The sequence below is a fragment of the uncultured Veillonella sp. genome, assembly GCF_915069625.1.
Taxonomy (GTDB): domain Bacteria; phylum Bacillota; class Negativicutes; order Veillonellales; family Veillonellaceae; genus Veillonella.
In genome coordinates this window covers 1-16,901 of the sequence record NZ_CAJZFD010000024.1, presented here as the reverse complement: position 1 = coordinate 16,901, position 16,901 = coordinate 1, and the positions used below count along the sequence as shown (strand labels likewise).

At 38.7% G+C, this 16,901-nt stretch carries 13 protein-coding genes and 1 pseudogene; all 14 read left to right on the top strand.

The genetic code is table 11. The annotated features are described in order from the left end of the window. Positions 1 to 672: hypothetical protein (locus tag QZ548_RS02370; RefSeq protein WP_295867947.1), on the top strand; the 672-nt coding region annotated here is incomplete at its 5' end. 33 nt (positions 673 to 705) lie between these two features. Further along, positions 706 to 969, top strand: a pseudogene (locus QZ548_RS02365) (DUF454 family protein); the annotation flags it as partial. Positions 970 to 1,151: 182 nt separating this feature from the next. Beyond that, on the top strand, positions 1,152 to 2,042 hold the full coding sequence (locus QZ548_RS02360) for an AraC family transcriptional regulator (RefSeq protein ID WP_295867940.1): 891 nt from the start codon (positions 1,152 to 1,154) through the stop codon (positions 2,040 to 2,042). Between the two features lie 181 nt (positions 2,043 to 2,223). Next, on the top strand, positions 2,224 to 7,308 hold the full coding sequence (locus tag QZ548_RS02355) for a TonB-dependent receptor domain-containing protein (protein ID WP_295867937.1): 5,085 nt from the start codon (positions 2,224 to 2,226) through the stop codon (positions 7,306 to 7,308). Positions 7,309 to 7,343: 35 nt separating this feature from the next. Beyond that, positions 7,344 to 7,961, top strand: coding sequence for a MotA/TolQ/ExbB proton channel family protein (locus tag QZ548_RS02350; protein WP_009351131.1), 618 nt, complete (start codon positions 7,344 to 7,346; stop codon positions 7,959 to 7,961). A 2-nt stretch (positions 7,962 to 7,963) separates the two neighbouring features. After that, positions 7,964 to 8,371 (top strand): biopolymer transporter ExbD, encoded by a 408-nt coding sequence (locus QZ548_RS02345; protein ID WP_004698605.1) that lies wholly within the window; start codon positions 7,964 to 7,966, stop codon positions 8,369 to 8,371. Between the two features lie 2 nt (positions 8,372 to 8,373). After that, positions 8,374 to 9,168, top strand: a complete 795-nt coding sequence (locus QZ548_RS02340; RefSeq protein WP_295867932.1) for an energy transducer TonB — start codon at positions 8,374 to 8,376, stop codon at positions 9,166 to 9,168. 45 nt (positions 9,169 to 9,213) lie between these two features. Beyond that, positions 9,214 to 9,732, top strand: a complete 519-nt coding sequence (locus tag QZ548_RS02335) for a flavodoxin family protein (protein ID WP_288188081.1) — start codon at positions 9,214 to 9,216, stop codon at positions 9,730 to 9,732. Positions 9,733 to 9,751: 19 nt separating this feature from the next. Continuing rightward, on the top strand, positions 9,752 to 11,392 hold the full coding sequence (gene hutW / locus QZ548_RS02330; protein ID WP_295867929.1) for a heme anaerobic degradation radical SAM methyltransferase ChuW/HutW: 1,641 nt from the start codon (positions 9,752 to 9,754) through the stop codon (positions 11,390 to 11,392). Between the two features lie 213 nt (positions 11,393 to 11,605). Continuing rightward, positions 11,606 to 12,628: a carbohydrate kinase family protein gene (locus QZ548_RS02325; protein WP_295867924.1), complete on the top strand. Its 1,023-nt coding sequence runs from the start codon at positions 11,606 to 11,608 to the stop codon at positions 12,626 to 12,628. Between the two features lie 6 nt (positions 12,629 to 12,634). Next, entirely contained in the window at positions 12,635 to 14,002 is a 1,368-nt protein-coding gene (locus QZ548_RS02320; protein ID WP_295867921.1) for a TrkH family potassium uptake protein, read from the top strand. 36 nt (positions 14,003 to 14,038) lie between these two features. Continuing rightward, entirely contained in the window at positions 14,039 to 14,689 is a 651-nt protein-coding gene (locus QZ548_RS02315; RefSeq protein WP_295867919.1) for a TrkA family potassium uptake protein, read from the top strand. 113 nt (positions 14,690 to 14,802) lie between these two features. Next, positions 14,803 to 15,609 (top strand): hypothetical protein, encoded by an 807-nt coding sequence (locus QZ548_RS02310; RefSeq protein ID WP_295867916.1) that lies wholly within the window; start codon positions 14,803 to 14,805, stop codon positions 15,607 to 15,609. A 16-nt stretch (positions 15,610 to 15,625) separates the two neighbouring features. Continuing rightward, on the top strand, positions 15,626 to 16,717 hold the full coding sequence (locus QZ548_RS02305; protein ID WP_295867913.1) for an AAA family ATPase: 1,092 nt from the start codon (positions 15,626 to 15,628) through the stop codon (positions 16,715 to 16,717). The last annotated feature ends 184 nt before the right edge of the window (positions 16,718 to 16,901 follow it).

The window sequence follows — 16,901 nt, the reverse complement described above, 5'->3', positions numbered from 1 at the left end:
TACATTAGAATTTTTTATAAAAATCAAAGATATTTATATTTCAGATATAGAAAATTTTTGAAAAGAAGCAAAAATGAATATGCTCTTTCAACTGAAATAAGTTTTGAAGCCGATCTTCATTATGAAGTTGCAAAACTTTCAGCTCTAAATTTGGCAAGAGTTGAAGTTTCCTTAAAGGAAGTTGTAGATGCACTGGAAAATGAAAATTTTGAACAACTCTTGTGGAGAATTTATTTTTCAGAAGTATTTGGAGCAAAAGTTGTCAATGTCGAAATTGAAAAACCTAAAAATTATTATCTTTTTGACAGAGGAAATCTTACACTTACTTTTTCAGATGAATATATTTTTTTCAACTCAGGAAAGAAACCTTTGAAAAGATTTGAAAGTTTTTACGGATACACAAGAAACATTTTTACAGGTGAGAACTATATTCAGGTTTATAAAAAGAAAAATCAAACATTGGAAAATGATAAACTGAAAGAAAATAAAAAAATTAAAGAGAAAAAAGAAAATGATTTTGGAAATGCTCAAATCATTTTAAAAAGCATAAGAAAACCTTTCAGTCATATTGATAATCATATTTTTTATAAAGTAAGCGAATATCTTGTAAAAGAGATGTCGCAGAAAGTAAAGGAAACCCATTTAAAATTTTTAATGAATAGAAAAGTGTAGAAAAACTTAAAAATTATTTTATAAAAATAATTTACTTTGTTTTGTTTAGCTAGAGGATCTGAACGTTTTCATAAAATGTTTTTAGAATCTAGTTTATATCAAAAGACTGTTGGTGCTTATGAACGCGATAAAGCGTTAACGTTGCGGACAAAGTTGTCCATTCTCTTATCTGTAAGTACAATAATGGCAATTGGTGCGTATTTTAGTCAAGATATGCCCATTGCACTTGGTGTTATGGCCTTTGTATGGATTGGTCATGTTATAGCATTAGTTTTTATTGTAAAAACAAAAAAATAATTCTAAATATAGCCTCGTAAACTACATTGGTTTAGTTTACGAGGCTATTTTTTGTGTAAATTTATATTTTTAAAGAAAAAATGAATTATTACAAAAATTAATTTGACAATGAATATCAATAAGTATACTATGATAATTGTGTAAGTGATAATTTATATAGTATTTGTGTATATGGTGATAGTATGAATCCACATAATCATGCAATTTCACATGCAGGACTTACTATGTCGAGACATACGGTGTTTGATGGTATCGATCTATTATTTCTGGATGTGAAAGAAGAGTCGGTTCAATTTTATGCTAAATCACATACCAAGACATTTGCCATAAATCATTGTGAAGAGGGGCGCATCGAGTGTAAGTTTACATCTGGGGAATATTTATATATGGGGCCAGGAGATATGTCATTAGGATGGCATACTCATGCTGACTACCAACATAAGAATTACTTCCCTACAAAACTTTTTAAGGGGATTGTATTACTCGTAGATGTTGAAAAAGCGCAACCAGTATTGGATTCTCTTGTTACTGAGTCACGTATTAATTTAACAACCCTAGCAGAACGATTTTGTGAGCATTCCGAGTACGGTATGATGATGGAAGAAACTGAATCGGTTAGACAGATTTTTTCTAGCTTATATAAAGTGCCTGACCAAATAAAGGGGCACTATTTTAAATTAAAGGTTATTGAGATCTTTTTGTTATTATCTGTAATTTCTACGAGCAATAATGAAAAGAGAGCAACCTATCGGAAACAGCAAGTTGATATTGTGAAAGCTGTTAACGAATATGTATCTACTCAGTTTATGAAGCGTATTACAATTGAGACATTATCTGAACAATTTGATGTACCTACGTCTACCTTAAAACGATGTTTTAAGGGCGTATATGGTACGACTATACATCAATATTTAAAAGAATGTCGTATTAATGCAGCTAAGAGATTACTACATGAAACGGATCAATCGATTCTTGAAATCGCTAATGCCGTAGGCTATGAGAATGGCAGTAAGTTTACTAGTGCCTTTAAAGAGGCTACTGGTGTAACTCCAAGTGCTTATCGTAAGATATAACAATTTAATATTGTCCGAAACGTATATTTTTGGTCTTTTCGGAGTAGATATGCAAGATACACTTTGCTAACATTAAAATGTAAATGATATTCAATGTCATTATATGTTGGTAGAGTGTATCTTTTTATTTGAGAGTGAAAGATACAAAACGTATAATTAGTTAAAATTTGAGGAGGGCACAATGGACCGGTGGGGACATACAAAGCGCACCATAATTCTGTCTAGTGCAGTTGCCTTGTGGCTTAGCGCACCTCTTGTAGTATGGGCTGAGAATGCAACCGTTACTACAGATGTTGTTCATGTTAAAGGAACATGGGCAGAAGAAGCAGCCAAATTAGACTCACAGCAAGTGCAAATCATTACCAAGAAAGATATTGAGAAAAAGCAGGCGAAGTCCGTCGAAGATATTATTTTTACACAAACTGGCGTCTCTAGAACTGTAGATGCTATGGGCCGTGTAGGTGTATCTATTCGTGGTGCAGAAGCGCGTCACACACTTATTTTAGTAGATGGTCAACCAGTACTAGGCGATTTTGATAAGTACTCCGGTGCAGCAGATGAAGTTCAACGGTTAGGTACAGAAAATGTTGAACGTATTGAGGTTATCCAAGGGGCAGCCAGTGCAAAATACGGTTCAGATGCTATTGGTGGTGTTGTTAACATCATCACAAAAAAAGCACAGAAGAAACCGATCTTACAATTAAACGCAGAAGGTATGCGTCGTAAGAGTGATGGTGATACATTCCCATTCCAAAACTTCTTTATTCGTGCCGACTCTGGTCAAATGGGTAAGTTAAAGGTTGGTTTGTCAGGCAGTAAACGTGATCTAATGCCTGTTTTAGCATCCGTTAAACGTCGAGATTCTGGCATGGCTTTTGATTATGCAAAACATAATTTTAAGCCAAATGTGCTTCGTTATTATGGTGATGCGGCTGATATCGGTCTTGTAGCAACCTACGAAGCTAATGATAAGAATAAATTTGAAATGCGACTTAACCGCTACACAGAAGACCTTGTACGCGATGTTAAGCACTCCGACTCTGATTTAGAGCCTCAACAACATTTCAAACGTACCGCAGACCGCAATACGGCTAATTTACAATGGTCCTCCCGAGCAGGCAAAAGCGATTGGACTGTTGAAACTAACTACTCCCGCATTAAAGAAAATGATGTAGCCCTCATTAGCTATACAGGTCGCTCCGCCTATGAAGGCTCCAATGAGTTGCGTTATATCGATAACATCGATCACCGTCAATTAGATATTCGAGCTAATGCGAATACACAGCTCAACAAAAATCATTTGCTTAGCTACGGTGTAAGCTATGCTCGTGAAGAAGGCTCTGGTAGCCGATTAAAGAGCTCCCCTAATACAAGCACCATGTATATCGATCCATGGGAGTACGATAAGAGCTTGCTAGTAGATAAACTAGACCGCCTTGTACGACGTAAAGGCGATAATAGCATTAAGGTTTACTCTCATATCCACGACTATAAATTCATTAATTCCGGTGGCGGTATGCCGCAATGGGATATGGATTATGAATACTACGGTGCAGAAACAGATGCTCAAAAACCAGGTATAACTTACGATGACTATATAAACTATGGTTTGTCTGAAAGTAGATTAAGTGATTGGTCTAGTACATCTCCTAATAATCAACCTGTAACAGATGAGTTTAAAGCTCGTTATAAGGCTTTAGAAGATCGTTTAAAAGCTGAAAATCCTGTATTATCTGCAACACGTGCCAATATTGTAGGTGATTACTTTAAATACGGCGAGTCCAATGACCCAGAAATGCGTAAAAAGGCACCTAAATTAAATGGTAAAGCCTTCTTAGAAGAATATCGTAGCCGTGATCAACGCTTAACAACAGGTAGCGGTACGATTCGCAAGTTAAATGCCTATGTTTCTGATACATGGCAGGTAAATAAGAACTTAACATTATCCCCAATTCTTCGCTTTGATAATAGTAGCTTATTTGGTTCTAATTTATCTGCGTCCTTAGGGATGACCTATAACGTTAAAGGCAATACACATCGCAGATTTAAAGCTAATGTAGGTACTGGGTATACAGAACCTGGTATGGGCGAATTATGGTACAACTGGGAAATGTATGCTTCTAACCCTGTTGGAATTGGGGTTGCAAAACTTGGTTGGTACTGGGCTGGCAATCCTAATTTGAAACCTGAGAAATCTGTTAACTTTGACATGAGCTTAGAAGGTGAAAATAAGAATACTTATGCTCGTGTAGGCGTATTCCATAACCGCATCAAGAATTACATGTCTGTATACTTCACAGGGGACTTTATGGACTTTGCTCCATACCTCAAAGGTGATGCTAAGTACCAACGTGCACCAGACATGATTTATAGCTTTAAAAATATTGGTAAAGCTGAGATTACGGGCCTTCAAGCAGAGGTACAACAAAAATTCGGTAAGCATTGGTCCGGTAAGCTCGGGTATACATACTTGCATGCGATCAATAAGAGTGATCCAACAATGCCTCGACAATTGTTGGATAAACCAATGCATAAGGTTGATATTGGTATTACCTATGACAACCCTAAATCTGGTTGGAATGGGTCCATTTGGGGTGATTACTATATCAATATGCTTGATAGTAATACTCTTAATAATGGTGGCAACTACTGGCCAGATATTTTATCTGGTGATGCAGGCGTATATAAGAAGCAAACCTATGAAAAGAAAACATTTGGCATTTGGAACGTAATGGTTCAAAAACGATTCAATAAAAATGCCATGATGTACTTTGGCATCAATAATATCTTTAACCATCGCGATGATGACCGTGCTACCCAAGAACGCGTGTATCGTGTAGGGGTTAACCTTAAATTTGGTGGTGGAGACAGCAGTAAAACGACCGCTATCGGTAAGACTAAGGATGGTGCAAAAGGTAGCGTAGCAAGTACAAATGTAGCGGGCACTAATGGGGAAGTTACAAATGGTGAATCCGGTGTACAAAATGTATCTGATGTGGTTCGCTTAACTGATTTTATTCATTCTGATTTCGACACTACTAAAGAACGTGGTGTTACATTAGTTGGCGACTACAGAGCACGTTGGATGGCACATGATGGCTCTAATAGACCACAATCTCCATTTAGAGAAAATTCCGCTATTGGTTCTGCAAAAGCTAATATGTACGATGCCAATCGTCATAGCTTTGAACAACGTTTGCGCCTAGGCTTTGATGCTCGTCTTAATGAGTTTACCAATCTTAAAGTTATCGGTAGTGCAACTGGTATGAGCGGTGTTGATACAAGCTGGACACAATCCGATTCTAAAGGCTTTAACCATCAACGAATCGACACAGTTGATCTCACAAGACGCGTTAAAAAATGGGATGTATCGGTAGGTCGCTTAACAGAACCTATGGGGGCTAGTGGCTACTGGTTTGGTCAATCTTATGATGGCGTTCGTGCTGTTTGGAATGGTCATGACTCACAAGTTCGTATTGGTGTTGGTACTTTCAAACATAGTACAGGTATTACTGATTCGGCTTATACTCATGCAGTACATGAAGTTATTTATAGACCGCCAACAGCGGCTGAATTGATTGGTATCAATCGTGATGAATATCCATATGATATCAACAGTGCCACAAAAACTGGCTCTGATGGTGAGAAAAAATCTACAGAGGATGCAGCAGCACCAGATAGTCCTAATGGTATCTATGATTCTACTTACAAAGGTAAGACAGATAGCATCTACTTCTATCAACAGCTTAAAGGCTTACAAGATGAATATGAAGCTTATAAGGAGTCATTAGATCTTAGCTGGAGCAATCCAAACCGCGATCAAGAAATGGCTAAAGCTGATGCTAAGCTAAAAGAGACTCAACAAAAACAAGCTCAAATCATGGGCCATTTACAAGATATTCTTACAAAAGCATATCCTACAGATATGGCTGGGAAGAAATTCTCCCTCGATATTCCATCTGGTGGTTATGCAATGTATGAAATCACTAATAAGCATACAGGAGAAAAACTCTATAAGACAGGGGATATTATGTATAATGTGAACTCCTCCTTATACCCTGAATACTTAAAAGAAAAGGCTAAAGGTCTTATCGTATCAACCGATAATAAAGATGCTTTAGTAAATCCTAAGGACTATGTTGAAAAACATGGTGACGAGATCAATCAATCCGTAGCAGAAATAGCTAAATATAATGCTACAGATAACTGGAGTAATTATAACAATAGTGAGCTCGATGTTGTTTGGGTTAAACAGCCAGATGGTACTTTCAAACAATCCTATGATTACTATGGACAACCATCTAGTGATTATGAGTTCACTGGTTATTTAGGTGCTAAAACGTATAAATACGATAGTGGTAGCTATGTATTTAGCGATTATGATGCTAAAGATGCGATTTATAAAAAGAACTTTACAATGGCCTCTAACGACTGGGGTGAAGGTAGTTCTGATTATGGTTGGGGCATGACACCAGCAATGTACAACTATTTATACAATCTTGAAAAAGTTGTACATGATGCAGAGTCTGAAAATAAATTACCTCGTGAAGCAATAGGCAAGATCATCGGTAATTTGATTCGTACAGAAGGTGTAGTTCTTGAAAAAGATACTGTACCGGCTATTGATAAAGCGGCCTTTGTTCAATACAAGAAACAAATAGGCTCTCGTCTTGGGTTACAAGCCTGGTACTTACGTTCCTTTGGCGGTAAAACACATACCTATTTAAATGCAAATGGTAACGGCAATGATGAATATAACTTCTCAAATGTAGCTCAAGTATTCGGTATTGGCGCTAAATATCAATTAGGTGCTAATGCTTCGGTTACTGTTGATTACGGCCAAAACCGTTCCAACTTAGGGCGTTACTTAAATGGTAACACTGTATATCAACATGAACGGGGCACTGCGGACTTTGCTATTAAAGGTCATCAAATGGGTGGTACACCTCACTTCTGGATGGCCCGCTTAGACATTGGTCGTGCTGATCTAGATGTTCCAAAATCTTGGAATGCATTTATCGACTATAAATATTTTGAACATGGTTCATTCTTTGGCGGTAATGGTACTAGTGCTGTACCAGATCGTTATCTCGATGGTATTCGTAGCTTCACATTTGGTGCGGGCTATGTACCACGCAAGGATTTACTCCTTGAAGCATTCTATACATTTGATGCGAAGGGCACTAATAAGCGAGATACTTTATATGGTAGTGAAAGCTTTAAGTTAGGCGATTATACAAGAATTCAAGGGACCTACAGGTTCTAATGTTCAGTCTGTAAACAGGCAGAAAGGTTACTAAAATGGAAAATTTAAATTATGTCATTCACTTGTTTCATAGTGGCGGGTATGTAATGTATCCATTATTACTCTTGTCTTTCATGGTTATCGCTATCGCTACAGAACGCGCTTTCTACTATCGCAAATATGCGGGTAAAACCTTCGTTGTTACTCATGCAGTCAATGAACTAGCAAAATTACAAAAGTGGGACGAAATTGATAAAGTAATCAAAGAAAACCCATCTATTGCAAGTCGCATTGCAGAAGCTGGTCTACATAATGCTTCTAGCGAAGAAGCAATGAAAACGGCCTTCGCTGATCAAATGGGTGTTGATGCGGTTGGTTTCCGTAAATATATGGATTACCTAAGCGCTACTGTTACAATCTCCCCACTATTAGGCTTACTTGGTACTGTTACAGGTATGATTGGTTCCTTTAGTATTCTCGATGCTGGTGCTGGTGCATCCGCTATTACTGGTGGCGTTGGTGAAGCCCTTATTGCCACAGCCTCTGGTTTGTGTGTAGCCATTATGGCATTTATTGTGTACACATTCTTTAGCCATCGTTTAGATTCCATTATTAATCAAATCGAAGGTATGTGTGTGAACATCGTTAGTGCTAAGCGAGAAGGGTGGAATTAATTATGAACCTACAAAGCTTTCGTATGAAAACAAAGCCTGAATTCATGATTATCCCAATGATTGATATTATTTTCTTCTTGTTGGTATTCTTCATGATGAACAGCTTGCAAACAGTTGCTCAAAAGGCGTTATCCGTGCAATTACCACAAGCTACAAGTGCCTCTGCACCAGCTCAATTACCTGTAGTACTTACATTAGATGCAGAAGGACATATTACAATTGATAATAAGCCAATGAGCATTGATGATGCTGAAGCCATGGTTAAACAGCGTATTCAAGAAAATCCGAATGCTAGCGTTATTTTACAAGCTGACAAACGCGCTGCTCATGGTCAAGTTGTAGCGATTATGGATATGTTAAAACAATCTGGCGTTAAACGCTTGGCTATTGCAGCCGAACAGAAAGGATAACTATGGGACTAGGCATATCATGGAAAAAAGCAGCCATTATATCCGCCATAGTTCATTTCATTGCTCTCTTTGTTGCCGTAATCTTTTTCGTAGTAGTTCCAGCAATTCAAGATATGGAAACGTATGAGATCGACCTCACACAGAGTGTACTCGATGATGGCGGCAGCGGTCATGCTGGTGGAGGTGGCGGGAACAGGTCTGACCTATTCCCAAAACCGTTGTCAGCAGATGAAGTGGCGGCAAGAACAAAGGCTGTTGTAGCGAATATAGATCCATCTACTGCGACAGATATTCCTGATGCAGTAGATGTACCCCAAAAAGGCGGCGAACATAAAGGTAATACCTTTGGTGATAATTCCACAGGTGGTTCCGGCCCCGGAAATGGTGGCGGCTCTGGCGGTGGTAACGGTACAGGTGTTGGCACTGGTAATGGCGATGGTCAAGGTCAGGGGAATGGTAACGGTGACGGCCCTGGTAAAGGTGATGGTCATGGTACGGTGAAAGCTGCCTTTGATACGGAAGGATTCCGTGTAAGAGTGCAAAATAATGCACAAATGCCTTCAATGGCTTTAAAAAGAAAGTTACAAGGTGATGTAACTGTACAAGTTACATTAGATACAAATGGCAACCTTATTGGTCAAAGTATTGTATCGTCTACCAATGAAATCTTTAATGATGCGGCTATGTCTGCAGTGGTAGCGGCAACACCATATCAAAATCTAACTGGTGAAGATATAGATATCAATGTACCAGTTGAGTTTAGAGGTCATGAATCATCTGATGATGAAGATGAATAGAAGTATCTATGTGATAGACCTATCTATGAATTAAAGGAGATAATTATGAAATCCATTATTTTATATTCATCCCTCACGGGAAATACTAAAAGCGTAGCAGAAGCAATGGCTTCCGTCATGCCTGAAGGTACGCCTTGCGTCCCTGTAAAAGAGGCGCCTGAGAATTTAGGAGATTATGATACTGTGTTCGTAGGTTTCTGGGTAGATCGCGGTACAGCGAATAAAGAGGCGGCCAAATTGATTGAAACCTTAACAAATCCTAATATTGTATTCTTTGCTACCTTAGGCATGTATGCAGATTCCGATCATGCTCGTGAAAGTATCGAAAAAGCATCTGAGTTATTACAAAATAAGGAATCTCTTGTAGATGGCTTCGTATGCCAAGGTAAAATCGATCCTAAAGTGATCGAAATGATGTATAAAATGTTCCCACCTGGATCTGCTCATGGTCAAAGCCCTGAACGCGATGCATTGCATAAAGCGGCTGAGACACATCCAGATGAACAAGACTTTGCAAATGCAAAAGAATTTACAAAATCTGTACTTGCAAAGTTGCAAGCCTAAACTGAAAGGGGATTGGAGTATGAGTTTAGCAAGTTTCTTTGAATCCATTCCGGAGAAGCAACGCAATCTACAACTAGGTTTAGACTGTGATAATCCGATGAGTGGTGCATTTCCTCATAAACGCGTTGTTCATGCAGGTCTCAATGGTATTTTGGTTTCTCCAAAGGAAACACAAGCCGTTTGGAATACCTTAATGAATGGCACACCTAAAAAAGGTGAAATGCAATGCGCCTATATTCACATTCCGTTTTGTAAGACAAAATGCACATACTGTGGCTTCTTCCAAAATGGTACAAGTCAAAACGTGGAGGATCAATACATTGATGGTCTTATTAGTGAATTAAAGCTCGCTAGTGAACGTCCTAGATTAAAAGATGGTTTAATCCATGCCTTGTTTATCGGCGGTGGCACGCCAACATCATTATCTCCAACAAACTCTGAAAGATTGTTGAAAGCCATTAAAGAGTATTTGCCACTAGCTAATGATTATGAATTGACCTTGGAAGGTCGTATTCATGATTTGACTCCTGAAAATCTCGATGTATGGATGGCAAATGGCGTTAACCGTATGTCCATTGGTGTACAATCTTTCAACACAGAGGTACGCCAAATGGTTGGTCGTTTAGATACAAAAGAAACCGTATTAGAACGGTTAGCGGCATTAAAAGCCTACGGACAATGTTCCGTTGTTATCGACTTGATTTACGGCTTACCAGGTCAAACGATGGAGGTTTGGGAACAAGATTTGGCTGATCTAGTAAGCTCTGGTGTAGACGGTGCGGACCTTTACCAATTAAATGTATTTGATGGTAGTGATCTTAATAAAGATATTGCAAAAGGCAAGGTGCCTGCAGCAGCTACAACAGCTATGCAAGGGGATATGTTCGAGTTTGGTCGCAAATACTTAGACGAGCGTTCCTATCGTCGATTGAGCGCGGCTCACTGGAGTGCGAACAACCGTGAACGTAGCTTGTATAACATCCTAGCTAAAGCTGGCGTTCCGATGTTCCCATTCGGCAGTGGTGCCGGTGGTAATGTCGATGGGTACGGCATGATGTTACATCGTGCATTAAAACCGTACGAAGATATGGTCAGCCGCGGTGAAAAACCATTTATGGCACTCATGAAGCAAAGTGATTTACAACCTATCGTAAATCAAGTGGTAAGCCAGCTTGAACAAGGTTTTCTCAATATTAAGAGCTTAACTGAATTAGATGCAAAACTAGATGAATTAAACTGGCTTTATAAATTATGGGAAAAACGTGGTCTCGTAGCTTACAATGGTTTGCTTTATAAGTTGACTGCAGCCGGTGAATTCTGGACGGTAAATCTTACACAAAGTACATTAGAAGCCGTTGAGTATATCATGACTGGTAAAAACTCCTTTGCTATGGAGGCAGTAGCAGCTCAAGATACTAAAACAACGTCTAAAGATAATCCTAATCAAGAGGTACGTGGCATTGGCCAAGGTAAAGCTAATATTTCGGTACCAACTGATGAGGATTCAGAAGCGCAACGCAAGGAAGCTCTCATTGCAAAAGCAAAGGCAGAAATCGCTAAAAGCGGTGCTTCTGGTGAGTCAGCAAATCGAATGGTACAAGCTATGTACAATTTGAGTGCTGACGAAATTGAATATATGATGGAACGTATGATGTCTTAAATTTATAGTACACCTTGAATCTAACAACCCTTTCCAATAACAACATATACTAAACGAGACATAGTACGTGACATATAGTACTCTCTGTAGTACAGAGAAACCCCAGACATTAGTCTGGGGTTTACTTTTTATAGAACGAAATGTATTCTGTAATTATATGAATAACTAATAAGAAAATAGGCTATCTTATGAATGTGCCTTTGGGAGGTTAGTATGAGTATGTTTCCTCAAAAAAATATAGATATTGTAGGCATTGGGGCTAGTACGCTAGATCGATTTATCGTAGTGGATCATTATCCAACAGGCCGCGAGGTACAGCAAGTGGTTTCATCTACTACAGATGGTGGTGGTCCTGTAGCAACAGCGTTAGCAGTAGCCGGTAAATATGGTGCCAGTACTGCTATGATTGATAGCATTGGCGATGATATGGTAGGCCGTCATATTTTAGATGACTTTGAAAAATACAATGTAAATACAGATGCAATCCAAGTTGAAAGCGGTGCTAGAAGTGGTGTTGCTACCATTCTTGTAAAATATAGCACAGGGGAACGGGCCGTGTTTTTTGAACGCTCTACAGCTGTGGAACCAGAATTTTTAGATTCTCATAAACGGTTAATTAATGATTCTATGATTTTGCATATTAATGGACGTCATAGAATACTCATGTGCGCTGCTATGGATGTAGCAAAGGATGTGGGTACCATTATTTCCCTTGACGGTGGTGCACAGCGCTACGATGAAGGGATGAAGCCAATCACGGAAGATAGTCATATTGTTATCGTTGCTCGTGATTATGCTGAAAAATATACGGGTACTACCAATCTAGAAGAGGCGTGTCGTATCATTCACAACCGAGGCGCTCTCATTGCTGGCGTTACAGATGGAGCAAATGGTAGTTATTTTGTGTGGCCTGATGGCACTGCTTATCGTTGTGAGCCGTTTCCTCAAGACTCTGTAGTTGATACAACAGGGGCAGGGGATAGTTTCCATGGTGCCTTTTTAGCTAAACTTTCTAATATTTTACATAGTGAGAGTGCTAAATTAAGTTCGACGAATGCGGTTCAAGGTGATACCTCTTTATGTGCTATTGAGTTACTTAAAGGCTGTGCCCATAGTGACTTGGAAAAAGCGGCTACCTTTGCGTCTGCCGTAGCGTCTTTAAATACACAAGGTATTGGCGGGCGCAGTCCTTTGCCGAGCCTAGAACTAGTTCATAAACTAATGGGATTGGAGTAAGGTCGTATGTGGCATGATATTTCACATTCTCATTCTCATGTACAACGATATATGCAACAAAATCCCTATCGATTATTAGCGCTTAGCTTTTTAGGGGTTATGTTTATAGGCACGATGTTGCTTATGTTGCCTATTTCAAGTGCTCATGGGCAAACAACAGCACTTGTAGATGCAGCTTTTACAGCGGTATCCTGTGTTTCCGTAACTGGACTTGCTACAGTAGATACGTATTATCATTGGTCTCTATTTGGCAAAATTGTTATGGTCATACTGATTCAGCTCGGTGGACTGGGGATTGTCTCTTTTACAACTATCATTGCCTTGCTTTTAGGTAAACGGGTAGGCCTAAAAAATCGGTTGCTATTGTCAGAAGATGTGGGACAAGAGGGAATGACAGGGCTATTACATATTACGAAAAAATTAACCTTGTATACCTTTGCCATTGAGATTGTAGGCGGCATAATGTATACGATTCAGTTATATCCATATATTGGGCATGCTGCATTATATACCGGAGTTATGCAGTCTATCTCCACGTTCTGTAATGCAGGCTTTGTATTTTTCGACAATAATCTACCATATGCTATGGTAGGAGATGTATTGTTTAATATTAATACAATGGCTCTTATTGTAATCGGTGGTTTTGGGTACCTAGCTGCTTTTGATATTTGGTCACATCGGAAGGTGCGACGTTTTGTTGATTTAAAATTACATACCAAAATCATGCTAGTTGGTACCATATTCCTTATTTTACTAGGTGCCATCATTTTCTTAGGTGTTGAATGGTCTAATCCTAAAACCTTTGGGCCTTTACCTATATGGAACAAAATCATGGCATCTTTGTTCCAATCAATTACGCCGCGCACAGCAGGTATTGCGACGGTTGATTATAATGCATTACATCCTATTACTCTGTTTGTTACCATCATTCTTATGTTTATCGGGGCAGGACCAAACTCTACTGGTGGGGGCGTAAAAATTAGCACGGTAGCGGTAGCGTTTCTTTCATCCTGTACATTGTTTAACAACCGGCCAGATACAGAGATTTTTGAACGGCGCATTTCGTTAGTAACTGTGCTGAAAGCAAATGGGATCATCTTTTTATCCATTCTTCTCGTATTACTAGCCACATGTTACCTCGCTTGGGATGAACCTTACGATTTTATTCGTCTACTATTCGAGGTTACATCTGCCTTTGGTACTGTAGGACTTACAACGGGGATTACACCGGATTTATCTGAAAGTAGCAAATGGGTCTTAATGCTCGTCATGTTTACAGGACGTGTAGGTGTTATGACTGTCATAGGTACGTGGGCTCTTAGAACAGCACCAACTAAACCGATTAGTTATGCAGAAGAGAATGTACTCTTATAGCTGAAAATAATTGCTATTTTGTAGAGGAGATATAGTATGAAATACAAAACAATTGCTGTCATTGGTCTTGGTCGATTTGGAACAACTGTGGCTAAGATGTTAGCATCTATGAATCATGAAGTATTAGGTGTAGATATTAATCCAGAAATCGTGCAAAAGGTGTCCCCCTATGTAACACATGCCATTGTGGCAGATACGACTGATGAAGAGGCCATTAAAGCATTGGCCTTAAGTCAGTTTGATATGATTATCGTTGCTATTGGTGATAATCTTCAAGCTAATCTTATGACTTCTATGTTGTTGAAAGAAATGAACATGCCATATGTAGTTTCAAAAGCTGAGAATAGCTTACAAGGTAAGATGCTTAAGAAGATTGGTGTAGATTTGGTTATTTATCCGGAGTATGATGTAGCACAACGATTAGTACAATCATTAACACGAGAGCATGTGATGGATTATTTACAGCTTTCTAAAAATATTAGTCTCATTGAGGTGGTTATGCCTCAATTTATGGTTGGATCTTGCTTAAAGGACTCTAATTTGCGTGAGAAATACAATCTTAATGCAGTAGGAATTAGACGAGGTGAGGAATTAGAAGTTCCGCCAAATCCGACTACAATTCTTTCAGCATCGGATAAATTATTAGTAATTGGGAATAATTCTGATTTAGATGCGTTAACGGTGTAGTAAGTATACGAAAGAAATATAATTATATCGAAAAAATGTGATACAATAAAAATAGAATTCAGTATAGGTCATACGTATTCGTATGACCTTTTTACATAGAAAAGAAGGTTATTATGACAGAGGAACAATATATAACGGCTCTCAAAAACAATCCCCATGGCGTACGCAATATCCCTAATCCTACAGAGGAAATGCAGTTAGTCTGTGTGGAACAGAATGGGATGCTATTACAGTACATTAAAAATCCTACTGATCGAGTGATTGAAACTGCGTTAGCACAGTCGCCACGAGCCATTCAATATGTGGACAATCCAAGTGACGAATTATTGATTTCATTAGTCAAACAAGATTGGGCGGTACTTGAGTATATTCAACATCCATCAGATGAAGTGGTTCGCATTGCCTTAGACCAATCGGGCTGGGCCATTCGATATATTACAAATCCATCAGAGGAATTACAGTTAAGGGCTGTAGAAACACAATATGATGCATTGCAATATATTGCCAATCCATCAGAGCGGGTTCAAATGGCTGCTGTAAAATCTAATTACTTATCATTGCGCTATATCCAGAATCCGACATTGGACATTTTGAAAGCCGCCGTGTTACAAGATCCGCAGGCTATGCGTCAAATTACGAACCTAGATTTAGATACAGTGGTAGAGCTATTGAAGGTTTCTACATTGATACTTGGGTATGTACCAAAACAACTAGGCTTAACTGTCGATATGGTTCGACAAATTATAACTGAAATGATTGCAAATCCTAATGTAGAAGATCGCTATGTGCGAGAACTCGTAAGTAATCCTGCAATAGGCGGACGTCAATCAACATGGCCCATCGATATATTGTCATTAGTTGATGTATACGGATCTATAGAGGCAAAGAAAATTGCTATCGACCAGTATTTACTATATTAATTAAGAAGGAGTCATAATGAATTTTACAGATACAATGGCTAGTGTGGAATTGGTACTAGCCGCTAATCAAGTACCATTGCTCGTCGGTGAAACGGGGATTGGTAAAACATCGTTAGCAGCGCGCGTAGCAGAGTCTCATGATTGGGAACTCGTCACCATTGATGGTAATCTTTTAAAAGAAGGCGAAATAGGCGGTTTGCCTACGGTGGAAACTGTATCTCATAAAGATAGTAATGGGGCGGTTAAAGAAATAAAAACCACCGTGTATGCCGTACATCATACATTGGAACATGTGTCACGAGCTGTTAATGCAGGTCGTCATGTATTGCTATTTATCGATGAAATCAATCGTGCAGAGCATGCGGTGCAACAAGAATTGATGAACTTAATTTTGAACCGAGAAATCAATGGATTTGCTTTGAGCGATGATGTGCGCATCATTGCGGCTATGAACCCAGAGGATTCCTTTGACTACCAAACGATTGATATGGATCCAGCCCAACAAAACCGTTTCGTATGGCTTTATATGGAAGCGGATTATATGCAGTGGATTGACTGGGCTATTTCTGCAGGCATTGAAGATAAGGTGGTGGAATTTATCTCCTCTTATCCAGATTATTTAAATCAACGTCATGAAGATGACATCGATGCAACACCGCGTTCCTTTGAACGGATATCTCATATTTATGGTATCTATAAGGAAGGTGGTTATAGCCGTGAAGTATTCCAAAATGTTATCCGTGGTAATGTGGGTAAACTCATTGCGGAGGCCTTTGTTAATTTCGTTGAAACTGAACAAGAGCCATTGATTTCCTTTGATGATGTGTTAGAGGCTGTGCATAAACCGGGTGCCATTATGTCCTTACAAGAACGTGTCAATGGTGAAAGTCCTACTCGTCTCTATGTATCCGCGAAAAATATGTTGTATCGTTTGAATCACAATAGTAATGCAGAAGAAGTTCATCACTTTATCGAATTTATTACATTGTATCCTGGTGATTTGCGTATTGCTGTTATGAAAGATTTACGCAACACTTATGAGCGCGTATACGCCTATGCCATTGACGATGACTTGTTCGTCGATACCTTCTTTGAAGCACAAAAATAGTTCTGCTACATAGTTAACTAAATGAAGCTATCTATATGGATAAAGGGATTTAGTAAATTAGTGGTTATAAAATAACCAATATATAGAAGATGATATAAACAAAATTTGATGTTTAACGAATGTTTAACGAAAAGGAGGTGGAATGATGCAACGAAATTTAGATAAAGACGATATTCGCGACGCC